Source organism: Streptococcus cristatus (assembly GCF_963529205.1).
Lineage (GTDB): Bacteria > Bacillota > Bacilli > Lactobacillales > Streptococcaceae > Streptococcus > Streptococcus cristatus_O.
In genome coordinates this window covers 18,170-44,477 of record NZ_CAURYF010000014.1, presented here as the reverse complement: position 1 = coordinate 44,477, position 26,308 = coordinate 18,170, and the positions used below count along the sequence as shown (strand labels likewise).

The following is a 26,308-nucleotide window of genomic DNA, read 5'->3' as shown; positions in this document are numbered from 1 at the left end:
TTATCAAAGTTGTACGTGAAATCACTGGTCTTGGCCTTAAAGAAGCTAAAGAACTTGTTGATGGTGCACCAGGTGTCATCAAAGAAGGCGTTCCAACTGCAGAAGCTGAAGAAATCAAAGCTAAATTGGAAGAAGCTGGGGCTTCAGTTACTCTTAAATAATAAGGGTACGCAATTTGATTGCGAAAGCCTAGTAAATCAAGGTTTTCAAGTCGCTTAGGGCGATTAAAATAGTGGGGAAATAGTTTCATTCCCCACCAAAACCCCACTAAGATTTATTCTTGGTGGGGTTTATTTATAACCATCAAAGGTTAGATTGCGGAGTAAACCAATTTGCAACAATGAAAAGAGGAAATCAGTGTTTTGTTGACTTCCTCTTTTTTTATTCCTCAGTATTAATGTATTCAATTATATCTTCAACATCGCACTCCAATATTTCACATAATCTATCAATGGTTTTTGTCGTAATAGATTCTCCATGCTTCATTCTATAAAGTGTGTTAGCAGATATTTTTTCTATTTTAATGAGATAATACTCACTCACATCTTTTCGTAGTAATGTTTGATAAAAAGGTTTGTAAGAAATTGCCATAGTTACTCTCGCATATAATAATTTTATTATATAAAGACAATATCACAACCAATCTATTGACTATACTCAATTTATTGAGTATAATTATGAAAAAGATTTTAAAAAGGAGTTTTTATGAAAAACAAAATAGTAACCGCAAGTCTAGCCCTACTCTCGGTTTCTCTGCTGTTGGGAGCATGTTCAAATAGTAAAGAAAAATCAGAAAGTAAAACTACTGAAAACACTGAAAAGAAGGTTGTAGAAAAGAAAGAAGTAGGTCTGGGTGAATATCTGAACCAAAGTGATAAAGAAGCACAAATCTGGTATGCAGTAGATAGTGTTTCTCAAGACGGGAAAGTGAAGGAATTGTTTTTAGTACAAGATAGAAAGACAACTTATTACAATACGTCTACAGAGACTAGTCTCTCATCAATATCTGCGAAGGACTATGAAAAAGATTATCTAGGAAGGAATCTTTATTCTTCAGGAAATATCGCGCAAGGTTTATTAGATGATTTCAATGAGACTGATACCATCACTAAAATTACGATGGATAATTTAATAGATGTTATAAAGAAATACGATACAGAAGATGGAAATCAAGATGGTGTTATTCAAGTGCCATCAATAAATGCTTTGACACTTGCTGAAGTCGCAAAATCCTCAGATTCAGAGATTATTAATCTAGCGAAAAAAATAGAGAGTGCAAAGATACATTATACAATTTTAAGAGCTAAAATTAATTTAGAGATGCAGACTTTAACAGATGGTTCTGATAAAACTCATGCGTTAAAAAAATTAAGTCAGTTAGAGGAGAGACTTGTCAATAAAAAAGGTGACGAATATTTGTTAGAATCTTACACTGATGAAGATTTTGAGAAGACAGAGTATGAAGTTTTACAGTTTAAAACTTATAATCTAATTTATGAAAATAAAGTTTATGATGACTTTATGATAAAAGAAGACAGATTTAACTTAACTACAAATCAAATACCGCTTGCTACAAAAAAGGTAGGTAATACTAATTTCATGGGATTTGTAGGTACTGCTTCTCTATCTTTTGTGACTAAGCAACCAGAAAATAATATGGAATTAACGGTAGATACGTATGTTAAAAAACCAAAAAATGTTAGCTTTTATCAAGTAGGACATTCAGATAATAAAGAATAAAATAAAGGTGGCTGTAGAGAATGAATAATTTCAAGAAAATAGTAGTATTTGTGGTAACAATGCTGATGGCGATTTTTTTAGTTGCCTGCTCATCTAAAAGCGATTTAGATGGGACTTATACCTACAAAGAAGACGGAGCAAGTATGATGATTACAATTAACGGGAACAAGGGGCGTGTGAAAATTCAGGCTGGCGATGATAACGCTGCACTAAATCTTGCTTTAAATAATATAGAATTTACTATTGATAGGGAAAGTAAGACATTTAATTTTGCAGGTAAAGAAGATTCACAATTATACTACTCTGTTTCGGGAAATTCGTTAACAGTTCGGGGTGGTGGATTTGGTTCAGTGACCTTACAGAAAAAATAACTATCTATACTAATTAAAGACTTACTAAAACAGCTCTATAAATTTATAGAGCTGTTTTTGTGATATTTTCATTCATACATTTATTGTTCGTTACAATTCAAGTATTTCAGCATACAGTTTCTGATACTCATCTAATAATGAAAAATCTAGTTTGGTTTTTAGCATAATATTCCAATTTTGAATATTATCTATATTTAGTAGTTTTTTAAATAAAGGGGTTGCTAAATTTAGATAGCTTAATTCGACTTCATTACCAATGATGTAATTTTCAATAAAATCTGACAATAGTTGAAAATTGGCTTGTAATTGTTGAGATATAACGTCTGTTTCCAGGGATAGGGATGTGGGAATTAAATTTTCAAGATATTTAGGAGAATAATCCCTATATAACAATAAGTCCCTGAATTCTTTAAAGAATTGTTCAAAAGCATAATAATCATTTTCAAAATGTAACTCAATGAATAAATTGTTTAGATTATCATGCTCTATATTTAGATGGTCATTTACATATTTTTTAATTTCTTCTTTTTCTTCTTCTTCACTGCATAATTCTTCTTGTTTTAAGTACTTAACAACTAATTTTAGGAAAGAAGAGAATTCTAGCCATTTTTCTAACTCTGATGTTCTATTATTATCTAGTATTTTAAAAGCATACTCAATTTTATCTGCAATGTCCTTTAAATCCTTAACATCTTCAAATTCTTCATTTAAAAGTGAATCAAATTTTCTATATTTAGCAATTTTTTGGAATAACCATTCTATAAAAGAAATAGAATTATTTGTTAAACATTTATTAAAAGCCTTGTTTAGAAAAATTATATTTTTAGCAAAAATTTCATCTCGAATATTATCCAGAGCTTTATATTTATTAGTTAGTAAACAGTGATTTTGTTCAATGGCAGAGCTGAAATCACCAATATGCTGCGATTTTATAATAAGTTCTTTTATAAACTTTAAATAATTCTGTTTAAATTCTGTTAAGTGTCTTTCGTATTCTAGACTTTTTAAAAATAGAGGGCGAAAGTCTTTTTTGGGAATATCAACTAAAATAAAGGTAGTATCACTTTGCAGGTTGCAGAAATTATGAATTTTTTGTAGATTCTTTAAAGTCGGAAAGGTCTTTCCATTTTTCCAATTAGAAATTTGAGATTCACTAACTTTCAATTCAGATGCTAACCATTTTTGGATAGAGTCTATTTCATATTTATTTGGTAAATTTGATTCTAATTCTTGCTTTTGTAAATCAGTTATATTATAGATAGATGAGTGAAAATTTAGACCACTATTAAGAAAGTCTATTAAGTTATTAAAGTTTGATTTAAAAGTTTCCTTATTTTTTTGTATATTCGTTTTATTATATTTCTTCTGTTGTTCTATCTCATCATCTGGTGTAAATAAAATCAAAAAATCCTCTAATTCCTCATTATCTCCTATTCTATCTTGTAAACTTTCAACATATGAAAGAAATTTAATCAGTTTAGATTTTTTAGGTATTGTCCCATTTTTCCAATTTGTTAGGGTGTTTTTAGAAAATCCTAGTTCAGTTGTAATCTGTTTTGCAGTTATACCCACCTCACATTTAATTATCTTTAGTAGTGAGCTTAATTTTTCTTCAAAAATATTTTTCATATATTAATTATATCAAAAAATCCCAAAATCTTTAAGAATATAGAATTGATGAATTTTTTCTTTGATAAACTATTTATGAATTGAAGTTCAGCAAAATTTCAATGGTTGTCAGAATGAGTTGCAAATCATTCTAAATCTATAAAGTAAGAAATTGCTGTTTCTTACTTCGATTTTGAAAGGTAAAATAATATGCTAAAAAATTTACGTAGTTTTCTAGTTTTTAAACATCAAGATTTTTTTGAAAAGAAGAAATTATTCTTCTTAAATGCAAAAGAAATTGAAGGTGGAGCTGTAAAAGTAACACTGTTAATTTTAGAAGATAAAACAGATTATAAAAATTCTAATAATAATCTAGGAGAGCAAATTGTTATAACTGTAGCAAACAAATCTATAGCCTATTTTGAAAATTTTGAATCGTTGCGTACTGAATGTAAGATAGTACATGTTGTCAAAGCGACAGTTTTTGGAGAATATCAAAATCAACTATCAATTCACGCTGATGTAATAGCTGCAAATGCTGAAGGAGGTAAGAAATGAGAAGGGTAAGCGCAAGCTGGAACTACCCCTTTTGGGCAAGTTTTTCATTTATGATTTGTTCATCTATCATATTATTTCTAATTTATAAGTATATTAACCCTATTTTAATTACGTTTTTCGGAAATACTTATAATCTCTATTTCTACAGTATCGTAGTAATCTTGAGCTTACTTCACATTTTCGGTTTATATAGACATAAAGTCTATATAAACCGAAAAAAGTTAAAGGAATTCATTTTGAAAAATCATTTATATGAAACAGAAAAAACATTCAATGGTAAAGAAGTGATAACAGATTCTCTAGAACTAGATTGGATAGATAAAAAAGACTGCATAGTAATAAGAGCTTATAAAAATGGTGATTCAATAGACAGTTTAGTCACTGAAATCGGCGAGGGTCTTCAAGCATTTTTTAAATTGAAACTAATTAGAACAAAGGACGAAGCTTTTCAGACTGATTATGTCTTTGAACTTAGCTCTGATAACCGTCTAATTTTTTCAAACTCACAGAGACAGGAATACATTAATGATACGGTAGTCCAATTGACAGAAAAAATCAGGTATGATATTTCAAAAGTAAGTCATGGATTGACTGTTGGTTCAACTGGTTCTGGTAAGACTATGTTTATTAATTCAAAAATCTTAGCTTATGCTAAGATGAAAGCTGACATATTTATTTGTGACCCTAAAAATGCTGATTTAAGTTTGATTCAATATGTTGAAGGGTTTCCCAATTCTCATATTGGTATATCACATGCTCAAATTTGTAAAATATTGCGATTAGTGAATGAACAAATGGAGCAGAGATATGAACAATATTTTTCAGATAAAACTGCCTTTGGAAAAAAATTTGTTGATTTTGATTTACCCCCAATTGTCATATTTTTTGATGAAGTAACAGCATTTATGAAAACCGCTGATAAAAAGGTACTTACAGAAGCTAAGGAATATCTATACGCTCTCATTATGAAAGGACGTCAAGCAGGTTGTTTTATTGAGTTAAGTATGCAAAGGGCAGATGCTGAAATTTTAGATGGGGCAATCCGAGACCAATTAGGGTGCCGTGTAGCGCTTGGGAAGATGTCAAAAGATGGCTATAGAATGATTTTTGATACTGCTGATTTTAATTACTATGATTCAGTCAGTGTTGGTAGTGGCTACATTTCAATTACAGGTCAAACAACTGAGCCTATCTATTTTGAAACACCTTTTTTTGATGATGATTTTGATTTTATAGCCGAGCTAGAAGACTATTATACGGGTAACATCTTTGAAAGCGAAGAATAGAGATGCTTGGCTCGGAGAGCTAAAGCAAACGGAGTGTTCGTCTTTCTTCGCTTGATAAGATGTGCGCAAGCAGAAGCTTGCTTCTGCTTGCTATTAACTTGATAAGCGTCAAACATTAGAGAAAGATAAGGATTGTATGACTGAAATAAGCAATGCAAAAATTGTAAAATCTTATATCTATGGAGATACAGTTGAAATTACTACCGCAAATGGTCAACAAAAACAAAAAATAAAAGTTATCAGTGGCCGGCGCTATGTAAATCTTGAAACTGGAGAGATTCATGACATGCAGACTTCAAATAGTACACGGTCTGATAATTTGAAATCTGTTCAACAAACGATGAAGAAATTAAGAAGACTGGTGGCTCATAATTTTAAAGGAGGTATGAACCAACTTTGGGTGACACTGACTTATGGAAAGCATGTTACTGAAGCAGAAAAGGTTTATAAAGACTTTAAAGCTTTCATTAGGCGAGTTCGTAAAAAGTATGGTCGCATTGATTATATTGCAGTAATTGAACCACAAGCAAGTGGGCGATGGCATTTACATGTATTGATGAAGAATGATTCAATTTTGATGATTCCGAATGCTATTCTTGCAGACTTGTGGGGAAGAGGTTTTACTAATACGAAGAGATTGAAAAGTGCGGATAAGATTGGAAATTATCTAATATCATACTTATCAAATCTTCAACTGGGAAATGATGATTCAAATAGCAAGGCAATTGTTAAAGGTGCAAGATTATACATGTATCCTAAAGGGATTAGAATCTATCGAACTAGTAGAGGAATAGAGAAACCCTTAGAAATAACAGCAACCAAAGGAGAATTGCTGAAAGCTTTTAAAATTTATAGGCCACCCAATTTTTCTAAGACAACAACACATGAAACACCCTATGGAATAAAAGAATATACTACAGAGTTTTACGACAAAGTAAAAAGCTTGTCAGATACTTTTAGCGGAGCAACCGACAAGCCAAATGAATAACAAAAGATATGGAATACCTTTTGGTAATTCCATTATATCATAGAAAGGTTAAGATTATGAAGACAGTTAATCATAAGGATATTATGGAACTTGGTTTTCCAAAACACACAGCAAGGGATATTATAAGAAAGGCTAAGGCGATAGCAGTAGCAAAATTTGAAAATGCTAGAAATTCTTCAGATAATTTGGTAGAATTAAGAAAATCGCCCTTTGATAATTCAAGACTTGACCTTGCTCCGACTTATATCGTAGAAGATTTGCTAGGTTTTCAGTTACCTTTTGATAAATAGAAAGGAACTGAAAATGGCAAGTAAAAAATATCGTGGTGTATCTCGTGATAAACAAGGAAGAATTTACTATCAAACAGAGTTTAAAGCTAACGACTTAACTGGCAAGCGACAACGCAAGAAAAGCTATAAAGACCAGTTTGGAAATCCGTTTAAGAGTGAAAAGCAAGCTTATGATGAATTGTGTCGAGTAAGAGCAGAATTTCAAATGTCTCAAAATAGAAACGGAGATTATATGACCTTTGCTGATTATATGGAAGAAATTTATCTTCCTTATTACAGGCAAACAGTCCAATCGGTGACTTACAAAACGGCTCTAACTCATCATAAAATGTTTATTGAAGTTTTCGGACAAAAGAGGTTATCAGCTATAACCGTTAGGGATTGTGAGCAATTCAGAGTACATTTGATTGATACATACTCCCCCAATTATGCTAAAGGTGTGTGGATTCGCTTTAAGCAATGTTTGGGTTATGCTGAACGCCTGCAAATCATTGAAGAATTTCCGTGTAAGATGTTAGATAATCCTAAAGGTTCAAGACCAGATACAAAATTTTGGACATTGGACGACTTTAGAAAAGTTATTGCAACCTTTGACTTAACAGATTACGAAGAACTGCATAGATTTACAGCGATTTGGCTTTACTTCTTCACGGGTCTTCGAGTATCTGAGGGGCTAAGTTTGATATGGTCTGATATTGATTTTGATAGAAAATTGCTCCATGTTCAGAGTACACTAGAGTATGAAGGTGAAGGTGTTTATACTCGTAAAAATCAAACGAAGACAGAAGCGGGTTTCAGGTGGATTGAGCTTGATGATGAAACAGTTGAAGTGTTACAACGGTGGAGAAAGGTGCAAGTAGAAAATGGTGATAACAGTTATATTCTTGCACGATTTGGCAAACCGTTAAGCAAATGCACACTAAGTCGTATTCTAAAAAGACAAGCGAAAAAGGCAGGAGTTGAAGTAATTACTGGAAAAGGATTGCGACACTCCCACGATAGTTTTTTGATAAATGTATTAGGGAAAGATGTTCTTTATGTGTCGCAACGCTCTGGACGAGTTGATAAGGCGACAACACTTAACACCTATTCCCATTTGTATGATAGTCAAAAAGCGACTGGTGGAAGAGAGATAACTCAAGCCCTTTATAAATTTGGGGTATCGTCAAATCCCACCAAGACCCCACTAAACTAACTAAGGATAAGAAAAAACTGATTATATCAGCGTTTATAGGCATTGTGTAACTGTTACTCTTAAATAATAAGGTATCCAATTTAAAAAACCAAGTCTTTCGACTTGGTTTTTTTGTAATTATTCAATTTGTAACAATTTGTATTAAATAACGTATTCTTAAAATATAGTACAAACTCGAAAGAAAAGATATCAGTGTAAGTCTTTACGATTTTTCGCATTTCTGCTATAATATTCTTAATAAAGCGTGCATTTGCGCGCTCTTTTCTGTCTAAAAGTACTCTTCAGTGCTTTTTTATTATTATAGAAATTGGAGGGATTATGCTTTACATTTGGTCTTATTTGAAACGCTACCCCAAGTGGTTGGTGCTGGATTTTGTTTCGGCCATCTTTTTTGTAGTGGTCAATCTAGGGCTGCCAACGGTTTTGGCGCGCATGATTGACGAAGGGATTAACCAGGGCGATCAGGAACGCCTGTATTTCTGGGGCTTTATCATGCTGCTGGTTATTATCCTTGGGATTTTGGGGCGGATTGTCCTTTCCTACGCCGCTGGAAAATTAACGACCAGTATGGTGCGAGATATGCGGAATGATCTCTATGACAAGCTGCAGGAGTATTCCCATCATGAGTACGAGCAGATTGGTGTTTCTTCGCTGGTGACACGGATTACCAGTGATGCCTTTGTCCTCATGCAGTTTGCTGAGCAAACGCTCAAGATGGGAGCTATCACGCCTATCATGATGCTGTCGTCCATCCTCATGATTTTCCTGACTAGTCCGTCCATGGCTTGGATTGTAGCGATTTCAGTGCCTTTTTTGGCAATCGTAGTCTGGTATGTGGCGGTCAAGACGCGTTCCCTGTCTGAAAAGCAGCAGAAGACGCTGGACAAGATCAATCAGTATGCTCGGGAAAATCTGACTGGTCTGCGGGTCATTCGAGCCTTTGCCCGTGAGGAATTTCAGGAAGAGCGCTTCGCTAATGAAAATGAAATCTATGCGGAGAATTCCAACCGTCTCTTTAAATTGACAGGTTTGACGGAGCCTCTCTTTGTGCAGATTATCATTGCCATGATTGTGGCCATTGTCTGGTTTGCTCTTAAGCCACTGGGGAGCGGCGAGTTGAAAATCGGGGATTTGGTTGCCTTTATCGAGTACAGTTTCCATGCCCTTCTGTCCTTCCTGCTCCTGTCCAGTCTCTTTACCATGTATCCACGGACGGCAGTCTCTAGCGAGCGGTTGAAGGAAGTCATGGATATGCCGATTTCCATCGATCCAAATGAGAGTGGGATCACGGAAACTACGACTCGTGGCTATCTGGAATTTGACAATGTAACCTTTGCCTATCCAGGTGAGACGGAAAATCCTGTCCTGCATAATATCTCTTTTAAGGCCAAGCCGGGGGAAACGATCGCCTTTATCGGCTCAACAGGCTCTGGTAAGTCTTCCTTGGTGCAGCTGATTCCGCGTTTCTATGATGTGACCTTGGGCAAGATTTTGGTGGATGGTGTGGATGTCCGCGCTTATAATCTCAAGGCCCTCCGTCAGAAGATTGGCTTTATCCCGCAGAAAGCTCTGCTATTTACCGGGACGATCGCTGAAAATATCCGCTATGGTAAGGAAGATGCTAGCTCTGAGGAGCTCAATCAAGCAGCGGATGTGGCTCAGGCTCGCGACTTTATCGAAAGCAGAGAAGAACGCTACGAGACGCATTTGGCTGAAGGCGGCAGCAATTTATCTGGTGGTCAAAAGCAGCGTCTGTCCATTGCGCGTGCGGTTGTCAAGGAACCAGACATTTATATCTTTGACGATTCCTTCTCGGCTCTGGACTACAAGACGGATGCGACTTTGCGCCGTCGACTTAAGGAAGTGACGCAGGATGCAACGGTTCTCATCGTGGCTCAGCGGGTCGGAACCATTATGGATGCGGATCAAATCATTGTCTTAGACAAGGGTGAAATCGTGGGTCGTGGCCGGCATGAGGAGCTGATGGAAAATAATGCCATCTATCGTGAAATTGCTAATTCCCAGCTCAATAGCCAATCATTAACAGAAGAATAGGAGGAAGAGATGAAAGAAAATAGTTTTGTCCGCTTATGGGGCTATCTAAAAGTCTATAAAGCAGCCGTGCTTCTTGCAGTCTTCCTCAAGATTGTCAGCGTGGTCATGAGTGTCCTAGAGCCTTTTGTCCTAGGGCTTGCCATCACTGAGCTGACGCAAAATTTGCTGGATATGGCCAAGGGAGTACCCGGTGCAGCCATCAATAGCAGCTATGTGGCTTGGATCATGCTTCTTTACTTTATTCGTGCCCTCTTTTATGAGATTGGTGCCTATTTCTCTAACTATTTCATGACCAATGCAGTGCAGAGCACCGTTCGCGACATGCGAAATGAGCTCAGTCGTAAAATCAATCAAATTCCTGTTTCGTATTTTGACAAGCACCAGTTCGGTGATTTGATTGGGCGCTTCACTAGTGACGTGGAGACTGTCTCAAATGCTCTCCAACAAAGCTTTTTGCAGGTGGTCAATGCCGTTATGACCCTTATTTTGGTCATCGGGATGGTTCTTTATCTGAATATCCATCTGGCCTTGATCGTTATCGTCAGCATTCCTCTGACCTATTTGGGAGCTAGATTCATCCTCAAAAAATCCCAGCCCTACTTTAAGCAGCAGGCGGATGTTTTGGGTGCTATGAATGGCTTTGTTCAAGAAAATCTGTCAGGCTTCAATGTGCTCAAACTTTACGGTCGGGAAGAGACCTCGGCTGAGGATTTTCGAGCCATTACTCAAAATCTACAGGAAGTCGGCTTTAAAGCTAGCTTTATCTCGGGGCTCATGATGCCCGTCCTTAATGCGATTTCGGATTTAACCTATCTTATCGTGGCTCTGGTAGGCGGTTTGCAGGTTATTGCTGGTCAGCTGACCATCGGGAATATGCAGGCCTTTGTCCAGTACGTCTGGCAGGTCAATCAACCCATCCAAAACCTTACCCAACTGGCTGGTCAGCTCCAAAGTGCCAAGTCTTCGCTGGATCGGATTTTCCGGATTTTGGATGAGCCAGATGAAGTGATGGATAATACCGTCCAGCTAGATAAGGACTTGACTGGTCAAGTCAGCTTCAAAGATGTAGACTTCCAATATGTGGCAGACAAGCCGCTGATTCGCAACTTTAATCTGGAAGTTCAGCCTGGTGAAATGGTGGCTATTGTCGGGCCGACTGGAGCTGGTAAGACGACCCTGATCAACCTGCTCATGCGTTTCTACGATGTGACCAAAGGCTCTATCAGCGTAGATGGCCACGATATTCGCCAGCTATCCCGTCAAGACTACCGCAAGCAATTTGGTATGGTTCTGCAGGATGCTTGGCTTTATGAAGGGACTATCAAGGAAAATCTTCGCTTTGGTAACCTTGATGCCACCGATGAGGAGATTGTGGAAGCAGCCAAATCAGCCAACGTGGACCACTTTATCCGTACCTTGCCGGGTGGCTATAATATGGAAATGAATCAGGAATCTAGCAATATTTCGCTGGGACAAAAGCAGCTCCTGACGATTGCACGGGCTCTCTTAGCGGATCCTAAGATCCTGATTTTGGACGAGGCGACATCCTCTGTGGATACCCGTTTGGAGCTCTTGATTCAGAAAGCCATGAAAACTCTGATGCAGGGGCGGACGAGCTTTGTCATTGCTCACCGCTTGTCCACTATCCAAGAAGCAGACAAGATTTTGGTGCTTAAGGATGGACAAATCATTGAGCAGGGCAATCACGAGTCGCTGCTGGCCGACAAGGGCTTCTATCATGACTTGTATATGAGCCAATTTTCAGACAAGAAAGAAGCCTAGACATACAAAAAAGGAAGCTCGCTTGAGTTTCCTTTTTGATTTATAATTGATGGTTTTTTACCTTAAAAGCTTGTCGGGTGAAAAGGTGCTTAAAGATCATCTACTTGAACGATATGGGTTTCAAATTCGAGATTTGGCATGGCTGCTGCTAAATCCTGTTGAATGCGTTCAAGCGCTTCTAGTCGCATTTGGACAGATGTATGGGCATTTCCTTGGATAATGAAAATGGCATTTTTGGTGTTATCATCAAATTTATACAGGTCGCTGTCACGGACGTCAAGCCAGGCAAGGATGCCTTTTTCATCTCGGTAGACATAGTCAGTAGGAGCTACATGCTTTTCCTTGGATAAGATAGGGAGGAAAATATCGTCCTTCTGACTGACAGTAAACTCAATCTCATCACCGATTTTATCAAGGTCATGACCGCCGATAGCTAGGAGAGAATGCAAGGATTCTACATTATAAATATCAATAACGCTGTTAATTCGTGGAATGGAGCCGCGGTGTTGGATATTGCGGATCAGAGCTGGTACTGTTGGCGGGTTCTTTTTAACACTGCGCCCAACTTTCTGTAGCAAATTACAGTAGCCTTGGATAGTCGGATGGTCAGTGATTTCTGCTAAATTGCAGTTCAAGGCCCAATTCTCTGCTTCTTTCTGTTTCTGGAGAAAAGCCTCTGATAAAGGTGCTTGGGGATCAACGTTTCTGGCAATACCAAGGACGACGCTTGTGATGCCAAGTTCTGCTAAACTTTTATCAATGGTAAATTTCATCTTTGACGGACCTCCATTTTTTTCTTACAATCATTATACCTTTTTCAAGGGCTTTTCACAATGAAAAATATGCGTGGAATAAGGAGAAAAGGAAGGGAAGCAGTAGAATTCCGATGATAAACGCATGCCATTTCCAGTAGATACAGATTAAGCCAGCGGTTTCTCGGATCCATGCAGAAGGAAGAAAATAGAAGGCCGTGCGAGAACCAATACTGCGGCCTTTGAGACCAACCTGTTTCATATAGATGCCAGCACGTAGCGCGTGGAAAGAATTTGTGACTAGGACAACTCGATCTTGTTCCAGTCCATGGGCCAGCATAAGCTGCTTACTGAATATGAGATTTTCAAGCGTAGTGCGAGATTTATTTTCGAGGAAAATACTGTCAGCTGGGACTCCTTTTTCCATCAAATAACCTGCCATAGCCTCTGCTTCGGAAATCCACTCGTCGTCTCCCTGACCGCCAGATACAATGATGACTGGCTTCCGATTAAATTTTTCATAGATTGCTAGGCCTTTATCTAAGCGTTGAGCCAGTAGGGGAGGTACCTTGTCTCCAAACAATCCTGCACCGAGGATAATAATAGTCTGAGGCTCTTTCTTGACTGGAAAAATATTTAAAAAGAATGCATAGATGATATAGGAAAGATAGAGAAAGGTTCCGTAAAATAGTAGCAAATCAGCGAGGGAAATCAAAGTTGCAAGAAACGACCGAGGAGCGAGAAAATGCAGTAAAGCAAGTCCCACGATCGCTAGGCCGTAGAGAAGGGATAGGAGATTGGCTAGTCTGAGCCCCTCTAGCTGTAGCATTTGGCGACCATTAAAAATCAAATAAGCAGTGGAAGCGAAAATACTAATAGGAATTGCTAAAAGGAGGATATAAAAGCTAATAATAGCTGATTTATAACCAATAAATCGCTCAAGACTAACAATCGTAAGCCCAGCTAAAACAATGCCCATCATCATAAGAGTGAAGGTCAGCAGATAAGCATTGAATAAACTTCTAGGTTCCCGATAGAATAAAAGAGCAAAGATAGCAGCAGGGATGAGCCAGATTAGATGAAGTAACATATTAAAACCTCGCAAATGAACTTATAACCAGTATAGCATAAGTCCATCTAATAAAAAAGAAATTGGATATATGATATAAATCGGAATTTAATAAAGATAATTCGTAATAAATCGTATTGTGTTTTGCGATTTTCTTAAGGTTGAGAAAAGGCAATTTTTATTTCAAAATTCTTGCAATGAGTAGTGTTTATCGGTATAATGGAAAAATCTTAAAAAGACTGGAGATGACGATGATAAAAAAGGGATCCTTGACCGGTTTGCTTTTATTTGGAATGTTTTTCGGAGCCGGTAACCTGATTTTTCCACCTCAATTAGGTTTGGAATCTGGCCAAAATTTCTGGCCAGCTATTGGAGGCTTTGTCCTATCAGGTGTCGGTATTGCCATTTTAACTTTAATTATAGGTACTTTGAATCCCAAGGGTTATATTGATGAAATTTCGAAAAAGATTGCCCCTTGGTTTGCGGTTGCTTACTTGGTAGCCCTCTATCTTTCAATTGGTCCCTTCTTTGCCATTCCTCGGACGGCGACCACTGCCTTTTCTGTCGGGATTGAGCCCATGTTGCCTGCAGGTTCTCATACTATTTGGCTTTTCGGCTTCACGCTGATCTATTTTGCTTTGGCCTATCTGATTGCCCTCAATCCCTCAAAAATCCTTGATAGTATCGGTCGTTATCTAACACCAATTTTTGCCCTATTGATTGTAGTTTTGGTGGTGTTAGGTGCTGCCAAATATGGTTCCACTGCCCCTCAAGGAGCAACAGCGGAATATGCTGCTTCAGCTTTCGGCGCAGGCTTCCTTCAAGGCTACAATACTCTGGATGCCTTGGCTTCAGTTGCCTTTAGTGTGGTTGCCGTGACGACACTCAATCAGCTAGGTTTCAAGAATAAAAAGGAATATATTTCTACTATTTGGGTCGTGGGTATTCTTGTGGCACTTGGCTTTAGCGTTCTTTATATTGGCCTTGCCTTTCTTGGAAATCACTTCCCACTTGATCTAGCGAATTTGCCGAAAGGAGCAAATGTAGGGGCCTCTGTTTTGTCTTCTTCAACTCAGGCTATCTTTGGGCCGATGGCTCAAATTTTCCTAGCGATTATGGTAACGGTGACTTGTTTTACAACAACAGCTGGACTTATCGTCTCAACTGGCGAATTTTTCCACAATACCTTCCCGAAAGTATCTTATAAAGTGTATGCGACCATTTTTACGCTAGTTGGTTTCGCTATTGCAAATCTTGGTTTGAATGCTATTATTCAGTATTCAGTTCCAGCTCTGGAAATTCTTTATCCTATTACCATTACGATTGTGATGATTGTCATGGTTAATCGCTTTTTACCACTTTCTAAACCAGGGATGCAGTTGACCATCGCAGTAGTGACGCTGATTGCTTTTGCTAGCATTTGGGGACGACAATTCCAGCTAACTGCCATTCTCAATCTGGTTAATGCTCTGCCATTTGCTCAAGCTTCTCTACCTTGGTTGCTGCCGGCTCTAGTTGGCATCTTGCTCTCTCTCCTTTTGCCAAACAAGCAAAAAAGTGAAGCATTTGAATTTGAAGCATAAGAAGAAAATTCACCACAGTGTGGTGGATTTTTTTGGCTCATTGTCAATTGTAGTAGGTGATTTAAGTTTAAGACTGGGAATGTTCGGTGAAGAAACTCAAGTTGTTTCTTATGAATAATAAGACAATATAAGGATTTTATAAGATAGATTTAAGAAAAATTTTAACTCTTTCTTATCCCCATTTAATCTTAGGAGATTATACTAAAGTCATCAAAAAAAAAAAAACAAACCTAAAGGAGAATCTTATGAAATTCAATTCAAATCAAAAATATACCCGCTGGTCAATCCGTCGTTTAAGCGTAGGTGTGGCTTCCGTCGTAGTTGCCAGTGGTTTCTTTTTGCTAGTTGGTCAACCAAACACTGTACATGCAGATGTTCTCACTACGACTCCGACTGAAGTTCTTCAAACAGATTCATCATCACTAGAAAAGAATAAGTTGCCAGAGACAGTTTTAAAAGAAGGAGTGGATTCAGCTCTTCCTGAAAATCAGTCAGCTCCAAAGGAAGTGGTCGATGAGACTAATCCTTCAGACAAGTCTAGCCTAGCTCCTAAGGAAGAAGTTGCAAAACCAAAAGAAGAAGAGGCTATGTTGGAAGTTAACGAACCAAAAGAAGAAAAGGTTATGTCGGAAGTTAACAAACCAAAAGAAGAAGCTAAGCCAGTAGCAACTCCTGATGCAGTTTCAAAACAAGACCGTGAAGCGACTACTCCTCAATCAGTAACAACTCCAGACGAAGTTAAAAAAGGTGTTGCTGAGAATACTAAAGATACAGTAGATGTCCCAGCTAGTTACCTAGAAAAAGCGAACGTTCCCGGTCCATTCTTGGCGGGTGTTAACCAAGTCATTCCGTATGAAGCTTTCGGTGGCGACGGCATGTTGACGCGTCTCTTACTCAAATCTTCTGACAAGGCACCTTGGTCCGACAATGGAACAGCGAACAATCCAGCTCTCTTGCCACTTGAAGGCTTGACCAAAGGTCAATACTTCTATGAAGTGGATTTGAACGGCAATACTACAGGTAAAGATGGACAAGCCCTTCTCGACCAACTTCGTGCTAACGGAACCCGCACTTACCAAGCTACTGTCAAGGTCTATGGTGCCAAAGACGGCAAACCAGATTTAAGCAATCTTGTTGCGACAAAAAATGTTACGGTTGACATGAATGGTCTTACTTCAAAAGAAGCAGTCAAAGATTCAGTCACTAAAAATATTAAAGACCATATCGACGTTCCAGCCAGCTATTTAGAAAAAGCGAACGTTCCCGGTCCATTCTTAGCTGGTGTTAATCAAGTTATTCCGTATGAAGCTTTCGGTGGCGACGGCATGTTGACGCGTCTCTTGCTCAAATCTTCTGACAAGGCTCCTTGGTCCGACAATGGTACAGCTAACAATCCAGCCCTCTTGCCACTTGAAGGCTTAGCGAAAGGTCAATACTTCTATGAAGTAGACTTGAACGGCAACACGACAGGTAAAGACGGACAAGCCCTTCTTGACCAACTTCGCACTAATGGAACAAATGCTTACCAAGCGACTGTAAAAGTCTATGGTGCTAAAGATGGAAAAGCAGATTTAAGCAATCTTGTTGCGACAAAAAATGTGATGGTTGACATGAATGGCCTTATTTCAAAAGAAGCAGTCAAAGATTCAGTCACTAAAAATATTAAAGACCATATCGACGTTCCAGCTAGTTACCTAGAAAAAGCAAATGTTCCTGGTCCATTCTTAGCTGGTGTTAATCAAGTTATTCCGTATGAAGCTTTCGGTGGAGACGGCATGTTGACGCGTCTCTTGCTCAAATCTTCTGACAAGGCTCCTTGGTCCAACAATGGTACAGCTAAAAACCCAGCGCTCTTGCCACTTGAAGGCTTGGCCAAAGGTCAATACTTCTACGAAGTGGATTTGAACGGCAATACTACAGGTAAAGATGGACAAGCCCTTCTCGACCAACTTCGTGCTAACGGAACCCGCACTTACCAAGCTACTGTCAAGGTCTATGGTGCCAAAGACGGCAAACCAGATTTAAGCAATCTTGTTGCGACAAAAAATGTTACGGTTGACATGAATGGTCTTACTTCAAAAGAAGCAGTCAAAGATTCAGTCACTAAAAATATTAAAGACCATATCGACGTTCCAGCCAGCTATTTAGAAAAAGCGAACGTTCCCGGTCCATTCTTAGCTGGTGTTAATCAAGTTATTCCGTATGAAGCTTTCGGTGGCGACGGCATGTTGACGCGTCTCTTGCTCAAATCTTCTGACAAGGCTCCTTGGTCCGACAATGGTACAGCTAACAATCCAGCCCTCTTGCCACTTGAAGGCTTAGCGAAAGGTCAATACTTCTATGAAGTAGACTTGAACGGCAACACGACAGGTAAAGACGGACAAGCCCTTCTTGACCAACTTCGTGCTCACGGAACTCACACTTACCAAGCTACTGTCAAGGTCTATGGCGCCAAAGACGGCAAGCCAGATTTGACAAATCTTATCGAGACTCGTCAAGTAACGATTCAGCTTCGTGGGAAAGAAATGCCTACAATACCATCTCAAGAAGGTCAAATGAATATGAAACCTTCTACAACACCATCTCAAGAAGAGCAGGTGAATAAGAAGCCTTCTGTAACAGATTCTATGAGTATAGCTAAGGGTACGAAAGAAGTGGATCATCGTGTGTCGGATGTGAAGAATGAATATCCAACTTCTAAGCCGATGGCAGATACGATGAAAAAAAATGATAAGTCTACGTTACCAAAAACTGGTGAAGCTCAAACAGCTACAGCTACCATTGGTTTCTTAGGACTAGCTTTGGCAGGAATTCTTAGCCTTCTAGGTTTGAAAGAAAAACAAAAAGATTAAGGTTCAAATCATTTAAAAATTACTAAAAATAGTGTTATACTAAAGCCAGTATAACACTGTTTTTATCAGGAGATTGGCAAATGGGAAAGACAATTTTACTCGTTGATGATGAGATGGATATTCTTGATATTCAAAAGCGCTATCTTGTGCAGGATGGCTACCATGTTTTAGTGGCTCGAGATGGCGTGGAAGGGTTAGATCTTTTCAGAAAGAAATCTGTTGACCTGATCATCACGGACATCATGATGCCGAATATGGACGGTTATGACTTTATCAGTGAGGTTCAGTATATAGCACCTGATCAGCCTTTTCTTTTTACAACGGCTAAGACTAGCGATCAAGACAAAATTTACGGCTTGAGCTTAGGAGCAGATGATTTTATAGCCAAACCTTTTAGTCCGCGCGAGCTGGTGCTAAGAGTCAATAATATTTTGCGCCGACTGCATCGTGGAGGCGAGATCGAACAAATTGAGCTCGGTGATTTGGTGATGAATCATGCGGTTCATGAGGCTCGCATCGGGGAGCATTTTTTGGAATTAACAGTGAAGTCCTATGAACTGCTCTGGATTTTAGCTAGTAATCCTGAGAGAGTTTTTTCAAAGACGGAGCTTTACGAGAAGGTGTGGCAGGAAGACTTCGTAGATGATACCAATACCCTTAATGTTCATATACATGCTCTGAGACAGGAATTGACCAAGTATGCCAGTTCAGACACTCCTGCCGTCAAAACTGTCTGGGGTCTGGGGTATAAAATGGAAGGAGCACGAGGTATAAAATGAAATTAAAAAGTTACATTCTGGTGGGGTATCTGATTTCTAGCCTATTAACGATTTTGCTTGTTTTCTGGGCAGTCCAGCGAATGTTGATTGTAAAAAGTGAGATTTATTTCCTAGTTGGAATGACCTTGATTGCTAGTTTTATTGGAGCAGCAGTCAGTCTCTTTCTTTTATCGCCAGTATTTTCTTCCCTTCGGCATCTTAAAAAACAGGCACAGAATATAGCTGGCAAGGATTTTAGTACAGAGATTGACGCCAAGGGTCCTATCGAATTTCAAGAGTTAGGTCAGGCTTTTAACGATATGTCGCATAATTTGCAAGAAACGTTTGAATCGCTTGATGAAAGTGAACGAGAAAAAGGAATGATGATTGCCCAGCTTTCTCACGATATTAAAACTCCCATTACCTCTATTCAGGCGACTGTGGAGGGGATTTTAGATGGAGTGATCGAAGAAGAGGAGCAGATTCATTACTTGACCACGATTAGCCGTCAGACAGAGCGTTTGAATAAACTGGTGGAAGAATTGGATGTTTTGACTCTTAATGCCCAGCCTCGAATAGAATCAGATGGAGAAGCTGAAATAGTCTTTCTAGACCAGCTATTGATTGAGGTCATGAGTGAATTTCAACTATTGATTGAGCAAGAGGAGCGAGACATCTACATTCAAGTGTCTCCTGAGTCAGCGAAAATTAAGAGCCATTACGATAAACTTTCCCGTATCTTGGTCAACTTGCTAAATAATGCCTTTAAGTATTCAGACCCTGGAACTAAAATTGAGGTCGTGGCTCAATTAACTGGGCAAATCTTGACAATAAGTGTAAAAGATGAAGGACAAGGTATTGCTCCTGAGGATTTGGATAAGATTTTCAAACGCCTTTATCGTGTGGAAACATCTCGTAATATGAAGACAGGCGGGCATGGTCTGGGTCTTGCTATTGCGCGTGAGTTAGCTCATCAGCTGGGTGGGGAAATAACGGTCGAAAGTCAATGTGGCCTAGGAAGCACTTTTACATTTACTCTCAACTTAACATAAATCCACAGCAATTGGTATACGTTTTCAATTCTTGATTTAGCAAAGATAAAACCAAATTCAAGTTTTTTCAAATCGATCTCCCTATTTTTAGGGGGATTTTTATTTTATACTAGAGTCAGAAATTGATAGAGAGGTTTTTGAAATGGCAACAAGTTTTTTGTTCTTTATTTCTGTTTTTCTGGCGGGGATTCTATCTTTTTTCTCGCCCTGTATCTTACCGCTTATGCCAGTCTATGTGGGAATTCTGCTGGATTCAGATCAGCCGAAAACGGTTCGGTTTATGGGAAAAGAGATTTCCTGGTATGGATTGGCTAAGACGCTCTGCTTTATAGCAGGTCTATCTACTGTATTTTTGGTTTTGGGCTATGGAGCTGGCGCTCTAGGGCAAGTCCTCTATGCCCCTTGGTTTCGCTATATTCTGGGCGGGATTGTCATTCTACTGGGAATCCACCAGATGGGAATCATTAATATCCAGCAGCTGCAAAAGCAAAAGAGCATTCAACTTAAAAAGAATAGTAAAAGAAGTGATTTTCTTAACGCTTTTCTCTTAGGCATCACCTTTAGTTTTGGTTGGACGCCCTGTGTGGGACCTGTTCTGAGCTCTGTTTTAGCAATTGCTGCTTCTGGCGGTAATGGCGCTCTTCAGGGAGGCTTACTTATGTTGGTTTATACACTTGGATTAGCACTTCCATTTCTAGCTATGGCTTTGGCTTCTGGCTGGGTATTGCAGCGCTTTGCCAAACTCAAACCTTATATGGGAACGCTTAAGAAAATCGGCGGTGCACTCATCATCCTCATGGGAATCTTGCTTATGCTCGGAAATCTAAACGCTTTAGCATCGCTATTTGGATAAATATTATATAATTAAAGGAGAAATATCATGAAAAAAATCGCTACCCTTACAATGGCTACTCTTAGTATCTTCGCCTTGGCTGCTTGCTCCAGTCAAAAGTCAAATTCAGACATGAAAAAGATGGATGATAGCAGTATGATGAAGAAAGAGGATATGAAAAAAGACGACATGAAGAAGGAGGATATGAAAGACTCTAGCATGTCTGATGATAAGATGAAAAAGGATGACATGAAGGACTCTTCTATGATGTCCGACAGCAAGTCTGACATGAAAGATGATATGAAATCAAGCGACTCAAGCATGAAGGATGAGATGAAAGATTCATCTGAAATGTCATCTGAAAAATAAAGTTATCAATAAGGGTGGAAGTCGTCAGTTTTGTCGGCTTTCTCCTCATTTTGAAAGGAAAGAAAACGATGAAGAAACTATCGATTTTGACTGCCAGTCTGCTTTGTGTCGGCTTATTGGGAGCTTGCTCAAATCAGCAAATGAATTCGGAAGCTTCTAAAAATGATAAAAGTTCCATGACTAGTAAGGCAGATTCAAATCAAGCTACAAAGATGGCCAAGGATTTTAGTCTGCAAGGAGTGGACGGCAAGACCTACAAGCTATCTGATTTCAAAGGCAAGAAAGTCTATCTAAAGTTTTGGGCTTCTTGGTGCTCTATCTGTCTATCCACACTTGGAGATACCAATGATTTGGCTAAGGAGCAATCAGGAAAAGATTATGTTGTCCTGTCGGTAGTATCTCCGACTTTTAACGGAGAAAAGTCTGCTGATGATTTCAAGGAATGGTACAAGTCTTTGGATTACAAGAACATGCCAGTTCTTATGGATACTAAGGGAGAATTACTGAAAGAATACGGTATTCGATCCTACCCATCTGCTCTCTTTATCAATAGTGATGGCTCACTTGCTAAAACTCATGTGGGCTACATGAGTAAGGAAGATATTGAGAAAACACTAAAGGAAATCAAGTAGAAAGGAGTAATGAGCATGGAAGGCAAATGGAAGATTTTTCTGGTTTTGGTTGGCTTGCTTGCCTGTTTTGGTCTATTTTTCTTAATCAAGGGCTCCATGTCTATTAACCCATCTCAGGCCAATATTGAGCAAATCAAGAAAGCCTCTATGAGCAAGACAGAAGTGACTAAACAGAAGAAAGAAGATGTCAAGGAAGAGGACAAGCGGGAGATTTATCTGGCTGGCGGCTGTTTCTGGGGAGTAGAGGAGTACTTTTCTCGCGTGCCAGGTGTACTGGATGCAGTATCTGGCTATGCAAATGGTAAGAGCGACACGACCAAGTATGAGCTAGTTTCTCAGACTGGTCATGCAGAGACGGTAAAAATTACCTATAACGTTAAAAAGATATCTCTCAAAGAAATCTTACTACATTATTTCCGCATTATTGATCCAACTTCCAAAAATAAGCAGGGAAATGATCAGGGCACCCAGTATCGGACAGGCGTCTATTATAAGGACGAAGCGGATCTTGAGACTATAAATCAGGTCTTTGATGAGGTTGCTAAGAAATATGATAAGCCTTTGGCTGTCGAAAAAGAAGCTCTGAAAAACTTTATCAAGGCAGAAGATTATCATCAGGATTACCTAAAAAAGAATCCTAATGGGTATTGCCATATCGATGTTAATCAAGCTGCTTATCCTGTAATCGAAGCTAATCGCTATCCTAAGCCTAGCGACGAGGATATTAAGGCCAAGCTTTCTCCAGAAGAATACGCAGTTACGCAAAAGAATGACACAGAGCGCGCCTTTTCTAACCGCTATTGGGATAAGTTCGATGCTGGTATCTACGTGGATGTGGTGACAGGCGAACCTCTCTTTTCATCAAAGGATAAGTTTGACTCAGGCTGCGGTTGGCCGAGTTTCACACGTCCTATCAGTCCTGATGTTGCGACTTACAAAGAAGACAAGAGTTTCAATATGACACGGACAGAAGTTCGTAGCCGAGTTGGAAATTCGCATCTGGGTCATGTTTTCACTGACGGCCCTAAGGACAAGGGTGGCTTGCGCTATTGTATTAATAGTTTGTCAATCAAGTTCATTCCAAAAGCTGAGATGGAGGAGAAGGGCTACGGTTATCTTTTGGATTATGTTTAAGAGCATTTTGATTGAAAATTTGCTATAATAAATCCAGTAAAAATAAGGAGTTGAATCTTGTGTATTCAATTATGATTGTAGAGGATGAGTATCTGGTAAGACAGGGGATTGCGTCCTTGGTAGACTATGAACAGTTTGGTATGCAAGTTATTGCCCAGGCTGAAAATGGAAGAGAAGCTTGGCAGAAATTTCAGGAAAATCCTGCTGACATTCTGCTGACCGATATCAATATGCCACAGATGAACGGCCTCGAACTGGCCAAGCTAGTCAGAGAGCAGTCTCCTAGGTGTCATATCGTTTTTCTGACGGGATATGATGACTTTGACTATGCTCGGTCGGCCATTAAGCTAGGTGCAGATGACTATCTGTTAAAACCTTTTTCCAAGGATGATGTTGAGGAAATGTTGGCCAAGGTGCAGACCAAGCTTGATAAGGAACGCAAAAAAGCCCAGATTCAAAACTTGGTCGATCAAGGCCAACATTCTGAGTTGGAAGAGGCTATTCATGCGCGTCTAGCTGATTCAGAATTAAGTCTGAAAAGTTTAGCTTTCCAATTGGGGTTTAGTCCGTCCTATCTTAGCGTTCTTATCAAAAAAGAACTAGGCTTGCCCTTTCAAGATTATCTGATCCAAGAGCGGATGAAAAAAGCAAAGCTCTTACTCCTGACTACAGATTTGAAGATTTATGAAATAGCAGAGCAGGTTGGTTTTGAAGATATGAACTATTTTTCTCAGCGCTTCAAGCAGGTGGTCGGGCTGACACCTCGGCAGTTTAAAAAAGGAGAGGAGAAATGAAACGCTATCCGCTTCTTATCCAGTTGATTGTCTATATTTTTCTACTGGTCCTTTTACTCTTGGGATTTGTTGGGAGTCTCTACTATCAGACTAGCTCGCAGACTATTCGACAGCTGACAGAGCGGACGACGCGCAATAGCATGGAGCAAAGCGGGCAGTTCATTACTTCCTATTTGCAAAAATTAAAACAGACCACCTCCACACTGAGCAAGGAAGAAACGATTCGTAAGTTTGCTCAGAATCAAGAAAGCAGCGAAACCTCAGTACAGGTTTTGATGAAAACCATCATTGAGACAGATCCAGATTTGGTGTCGGCAGTATTGGTTACCAAGGACGGGCGCGTGGTCTCGACAGATTCTCAAATCAGCATGCAGACATCCTCTGATATGATGAATGAAAAATGGTATCAGGAAGCTGTTCATACCAAAGCCATGCCTGTCTTGACTCCTGCTCTCAAAGAGTCTCTATCATCTGAGAAGGAGAAGTGGGTTGTTTCCGTCACTCAGGAAGTAGTGGATGAAGCAGGACAGAATCTCGGGGTTTTGCGTCTGGATATCGGTTATAAGAGTCTCAAAGCCTATTTGGATCGGCTTCAGTTAGGGAAGAAAGGCTTTAGCTTTATTGTCAATAGCCAGCATGAATTTGTCTATCATCCCAAGAAAAGTGTTTATTCATCCAGTCAGGAAATGAAAGCTATGCAGCCCTATATCTCGGTCAAGGATGGTTATGCAGACCAGAAACAGGCTTTTGTCTACCAGATTGATATCGCGGACAGCGACTGGACTTTAATTGGCGTCGCTTCATTAGAGCAATTACAGATGCTTCAGTCACAGATGCTTTATTCTTTTATAGGAATGGGCATTTTAGCACTCCTGCTGTGCTTGACTGGTATTTGGTTTGTCCTGCGTTTGTGGATTAAGCCTCTGCAGAATCTGCAAGCTGTCATTCTGAAGATTGGGGCAGGTGACTCAAACCTTCGGGCAGAAGCAAAGGGTTCTCCAGAGTTGATTGACTTGGCTCAGCAGTTTAATAAAATGCTGGACCAAATTGAACAACTAATGGAAGCTGTCAAGACTGAAGAACAAAATGTCCGTCGCTATGAGCTCCGAGCTCTCTCAGCTCAAATCAACCCCCATTTCCTTTATAATACCTTGGATACGATTGTCTGGATGGCTGAGTTTAATGACAGCAAGCGTGTTGTTGAGGTAACAAAGTCACTCGCTCAGTATTTCCGCTTGGCGCTTAATCAAGGGCACGAACAGATTTCTCTTAGAGATGAGATTGATCACGTTCGTCAGTATCTCTTTATCCAGAAACAGCGCTATGGTGACAAGCTCCAATATGAGATTGAAGAGGATGGATCTATAGCTGATTATAAACTGCCCAAGCTAGTACTTCAGCCTTTGGTTGAAAATGCCATCTACCATGGCATCAAGGAAATTGACCGACAAGGCATGATTCGCGTGACTGCGGCAGCAGAAGAGGGGCAACTGATACTGTCTATCTATGATAACGGCCGCGGCTTTGATCTCCAAAATTCAGTGGACAAGACTCTCCCTCGCTTAGGTGGTGTCGGTCTGAAAAATGTCGATCAACGCTTAAGATTGCAGTTCGGAGACGACTACCATATGGAAATCCAGTCCGAATCGGATAAATTTACCCAGATTAGCCTTTATTTGCCACTAGATTAAGATGCATAAGTTCGCTAACCTTTCAATATTAAAGCCAGAAAATTTCCGGCTTTTTTACTGTTTAGGAGCAAAATAGTGTTTTTATAGACGGCTTCTCCGATAAATTATACAAGAATGAGGATAGTGTAGCAAAATGTGGAAAAATTTAAATCGTTTGTTATAATAATATTGACAAACACATCTTAAAGGAGGTTGGGATGGAGTCTAGTTTATTTTTTGTTTCGGTCTTTTTGGCTGGAGTTCTCTCGTTTTTCTCACCCTGTATCTTTCCCTTGTTACCAGTTTACATAGGGATATTGCTGGATGAAGAAGAGCCTAGAGAAGTCAAGTTTTTAGGTAGAAAGATCGCTTGGACTGGTCTAATCAAGACCCTTTGCTTCATTGCTGGAATTTCCTTGGTTTTCTTCCTATTAGGCTTTGGTGCAGGATTCCTAGGTGGAGTGATTTACGATGAGAAATTCCGTTATCTGATGGGGATCATCATCATTTTGCTAGGAATTCACCAGATGGAGCTGATTAATATCAGGCAGTTACAATTCCAGAAAAATATGGAATTTAAGAAAAACAGTCGTCGGAATGATTTTCTGTCAGCCTTTTTGCTTGGTATTAGTTTCAGTTTTGGTTGGACACCTTGCATCGGACCTGTCCTTAGTTCGGTTCTGGCTCTAGCTGCCTCTGGAGGAAATGGAGCTATCCAGGGAGCACTTCTAACATTGGTATATACGTTGGGAATGGCCTTGCCATTTCTCATCTTAGCACTAGCTTCTAGCTTCGTTATGCGCTATTTTTCAAGAATCAAACCCTATATGGGGTTAATGAAAAAAATTGGAGGAGCCTTAATCATTTTTATGGGAATCCTTCTCATGCTCGGGCAGTTAAATGCTTTATCAGGAATTTTTGGATAAAAGGAGAAAAAG

Annotated in this window: 25 protein-coding genes; 21 read left to right on the top strand and 4 right to left on the bottom strand. The window is 39.2% G+C overall.

What is annotated here, in order from left to right; all coding sequences use genetic code 11:
• The coding region (locus RWS39_RS04565) for a ribosomal protein bL12 (RefSeq protein ID WP_314480984.1) at positions 1 to 161 on the top strand (161 nt) is incomplete at its 5' end.
• Positions 162 to 381: 220 nt separating this feature from the next.
• On the opposite strand, the gene RWS39_RS04560 is transcribed toward RWS39_RS04565, so the two are convergent.
• The gene (locus tag RWS39_RS04560) at positions 382 to 591 is read right to left on the bottom strand and encodes a helix-turn-helix domain-containing protein (protein WP_005589770.1); all 210 of its coding nucleotides are present in this window, start codon (positions 589 to 591) and stop codon (positions 382 to 384) included.
• Positions 592 to 705: 114 nt separating this feature from the next.
• Here RWS39_RS04560 and RWS39_RS04555 point away from each other — a divergent pair, with 114 nt between their 5' ends.
• Positions 706 to 1,740: a hypothetical protein gene (locus RWS39_RS04555; protein ID WP_005589771.1), complete on the top strand. Its 1,035-nt coding sequence runs from the start codon at positions 706 to 708 to the stop codon at positions 1,738 to 1,740.
• A gap of 20 nt (positions 1,741 to 1,760) precedes the next feature.
• The gene (locus tag RWS39_RS04550; protein WP_125381682.1) at positions 1,761 to 2,111 is read left to right on the top strand and encodes a hypothetical protein; all 351 of its coding nucleotides are present in this window, start codon (positions 1,761 to 1,763) and stop codon (positions 2,109 to 2,111) included.
• Positions 2,112 to 2,201: 90 nt separating this feature from the next.
• Here RWS39_RS04550 and RWS39_RS04545 read toward each other — a convergent pair whose 3' ends face one another.
• A complete protein-coding gene (locus tag RWS39_RS04545) occupies positions 2,202 to 3,740 on the bottom strand; it encodes a helix-turn-helix domain-containing protein (protein WP_005589773.1) in 1,539 nt (512 codons plus the stop codon).
• Positions 3,741 to 3,929: 189 nt separating this feature from the next.
• Here RWS39_RS04545 and RWS39_RS04540 point away from each other — a divergent pair, with 189 nt between their 5' ends.
• The 7 genes from RWS39_RS04540 to RWS39_RS04510 all read left to right on the top strand — a co-directional run bounded on the left by RWS39_RS04540 (position 3,930) and on the right by RWS39_RS04510 (position 11,873).
• Positions 3,930 to 4,277: a hypothetical protein gene (locus tag RWS39_RS04540; protein WP_125381684.1), complete on the top strand. Its 348-nt coding sequence runs from the start codon at positions 3,930 to 3,932 to the stop codon at positions 4,275 to 4,277.
• A 236-nt stretch (positions 4,278 to 4,513) separates the two neighbouring features.
• Positions 4,514 to 5,563, top strand: coding sequence for an FtsK/SpoIIIE domain-containing protein (locus RWS39_RS04535; protein WP_260471414.1), 1,050 nt, complete (start codon positions 4,514 to 4,516; stop codon positions 5,561 to 5,563).
• 136 nt (positions 5,564 to 5,699) lie between these two features.
• A complete protein-coding gene (locus RWS39_RS04530; protein WP_125381688.1) occupies positions 5,700 to 6,551 on the top strand; it encodes a rolling circle replication-associated protein in 852 nt (283 codons plus the stop codon).
• A 53-nt stretch (positions 6,552 to 6,604) separates the two neighbouring features.
• Positions 6,605 to 6,841 carry a DUF3173 family protein gene (locus tag RWS39_RS04525; RefSeq protein WP_125382010.1) on the top strand — a complete coding sequence of 79 codons (237 nt, stop codon included), beginning with the start codon at positions 6,605 to 6,607 and terminating at the stop codon, positions 6,839 to 6,841.
• A 13-nt stretch (positions 6,842 to 6,854) separates the two neighbouring features.
• Entirely contained in the window at positions 6,855 to 8,036 is a 1,182-nt protein-coding gene (locus RWS39_RS04520; RefSeq protein ID WP_125381691.1) for a tyrosine-type recombinase/integrase, read from the top strand.
• A 318-nt stretch (positions 8,037 to 8,354) separates the two neighbouring features.
• Positions 8,355 to 10,091, top strand: coding sequence for an ABC transporter ATP-binding protein (locus tag RWS39_RS04515; RefSeq protein ID WP_314480966.1), 1,737 nt, complete (start codon positions 8,355 to 8,357; stop codon positions 10,089 to 10,091).
• Between the two features lie 9 nt (positions 10,092 to 10,100).
• Complete coding sequence (locus RWS39_RS04510; RefSeq protein ID WP_314480963.1) at positions 10,101 to 11,873, top strand: ABC transporter ATP-binding protein; 1,773 nt, start codon at positions 10,101 to 10,103, stop codon at positions 11,871 to 11,873.
• An 89-nt stretch (positions 11,874 to 11,962) separates the two neighbouring features.
• On the opposite strand, the gene RWS39_RS04505 is transcribed toward RWS39_RS04510, so the two are convergent.
• Both RWS39_RS04505 and RWS39_RS04500 read right to left on the bottom strand, forming a co-directional pair.
• Positions 11,963 to 12,646 carry a B3/B4 domain-containing protein gene (locus RWS39_RS04505; RefSeq protein WP_314480960.1) on the bottom strand — a complete coding sequence of 228 codons (684 nt, stop codon included), beginning with the start codon at positions 12,644 to 12,646 and terminating at the stop codon, positions 11,963 to 11,965.
• A 55-nt stretch (positions 12,647 to 12,701) separates the two neighbouring features.
• Positions 12,702 to 13,715, bottom strand: coding sequence for a YdcF family protein (locus tag RWS39_RS04500; protein ID WP_314480957.1), 1,014 nt, complete (start codon positions 13,713 to 13,715; stop codon positions 12,702 to 12,704).
• A gap of 230 nt (positions 13,716 to 13,945) precedes the next feature.
• On the opposite strand from RWS39_RS04500, the gene brnQ reads away from it, so the two are divergent.
• The 11 genes from brnQ to ccdA2 (RWS39_RS04445) all read left to right on the top strand — a co-directional run bounded on the left by brnQ (position 13,946) and on the right by ccdA2 (RWS39_RS04445) (position 26,296).
• On the top strand, positions 13,946 to 15,277 hold the full coding sequence (gene brnQ, locus RWS39_RS04495; protein WP_314480954.1) for a branched-chain amino acid transport system II carrier protein: 1,332 nt from the start codon (positions 13,946 to 13,948) through the stop codon (positions 15,275 to 15,277).
• Between the two features lie 245 nt (positions 15,278 to 15,522).
• Positions 15,523 to 18,129, top strand: coding sequence for an SSURE domain-containing protein (locus RWS39_RS04490; protein ID WP_314480951.1), 2,607 nt, complete (start codon positions 15,523 to 15,525; stop codon positions 18,127 to 18,129).
• Between the two features lie 80 nt (positions 18,130 to 18,209).
• Complete coding sequence (locus tag RWS39_RS04485) at positions 18,210 to 18,908, top strand: response regulator transcription factor (protein ID WP_314480941.1); 699 nt, start codon at positions 18,210 to 18,212, stop codon at positions 18,906 to 18,908.
• Positions 18,905 to 19,939 (top strand): HAMP domain-containing sensor histidine kinase, encoded by a 1,035-nt coding sequence (locus RWS39_RS04480; RefSeq protein WP_314480939.1) that lies wholly within the window; start codon positions 18,905 to 18,907, stop codon positions 19,937 to 19,939. The genes RWS39_RS04485 and RWS39_RS04480 overlap by 4 nt, the downstream gene beginning before the upstream one ends.
• A 142-nt stretch (positions 19,940 to 20,081) precedes the next feature.
• Positions 20,082 to 20,792, top strand: coding sequence for a thiol-disulfide oxidoreductase-associated membrane protein CcdA2 (ccdA2, locus tag RWS39_RS04475; RefSeq protein WP_314044314.1), 711 nt, complete (start codon positions 20,082 to 20,084; stop codon positions 20,790 to 20,792).
• A 27-nt stretch (positions 20,793 to 20,819) separates the two neighbouring features.
• Complete coding sequence (locus RWS39_RS04470; RefSeq protein WP_314044313.1) at positions 20,820 to 21,140, top strand: hypothetical protein; 321 nt, start codon at positions 20,820 to 20,822, stop codon at positions 21,138 to 21,140.
• Between the two features lie 68 nt (positions 21,141 to 21,208).
• Complete coding sequence (locus RWS39_RS04465) at positions 21,209 to 21,772, top strand: redoxin family protein (protein WP_314480936.1); 564 nt, start codon at positions 21,209 to 21,211, stop codon at positions 21,770 to 21,772.
• A 15-nt stretch (positions 21,773 to 21,787) separates the two neighbouring features.
• Positions 21,788 to 22,906, top strand: coding sequence for a peptide-methionine (R)-S-oxide reductase MsrB (gene msrB, locus RWS39_RS04460; protein WP_314480935.1), 1,119 nt, complete (start codon positions 21,788 to 21,790; stop codon positions 22,904 to 22,906).
• A 59-nt stretch (positions 22,907 to 22,965) separates the two neighbouring features.
• Positions 22,966 to 23,700 (top strand): response regulator transcription factor, encoded by a 735-nt coding sequence (locus RWS39_RS04455; protein ID WP_314480932.1) that lies wholly within the window; start codon positions 22,966 to 22,968, stop codon positions 23,698 to 23,700.
• Positions 23,697 to 25,391 (top strand): cache domain-containing sensor histidine kinase, encoded by a 1,695-nt coding sequence (locus tag RWS39_RS04450; RefSeq protein ID WP_314480929.1) that lies wholly within the window; start codon positions 23,697 to 23,699, stop codon positions 25,389 to 25,391. Before RWS39_RS04455 ends, RWS39_RS04450 begins: the two co-directional genes overlap by 4 nt.
• Positions 25,392 to 25,588: 197 nt before the next feature.
• Positions 25,589 to 26,296, top strand: a complete 708-nt coding sequence (gene ccdA2 / locus RWS39_RS04445; protein WP_314480927.1) for a thiol-disulfide oxidoreductase-associated membrane protein CcdA2 — start codon at positions 25,589 to 25,591, stop codon at positions 26,294 to 26,296.
• The last annotated feature ends 12 nt before the right edge of the window (positions 26,297 to 26,308 follow it).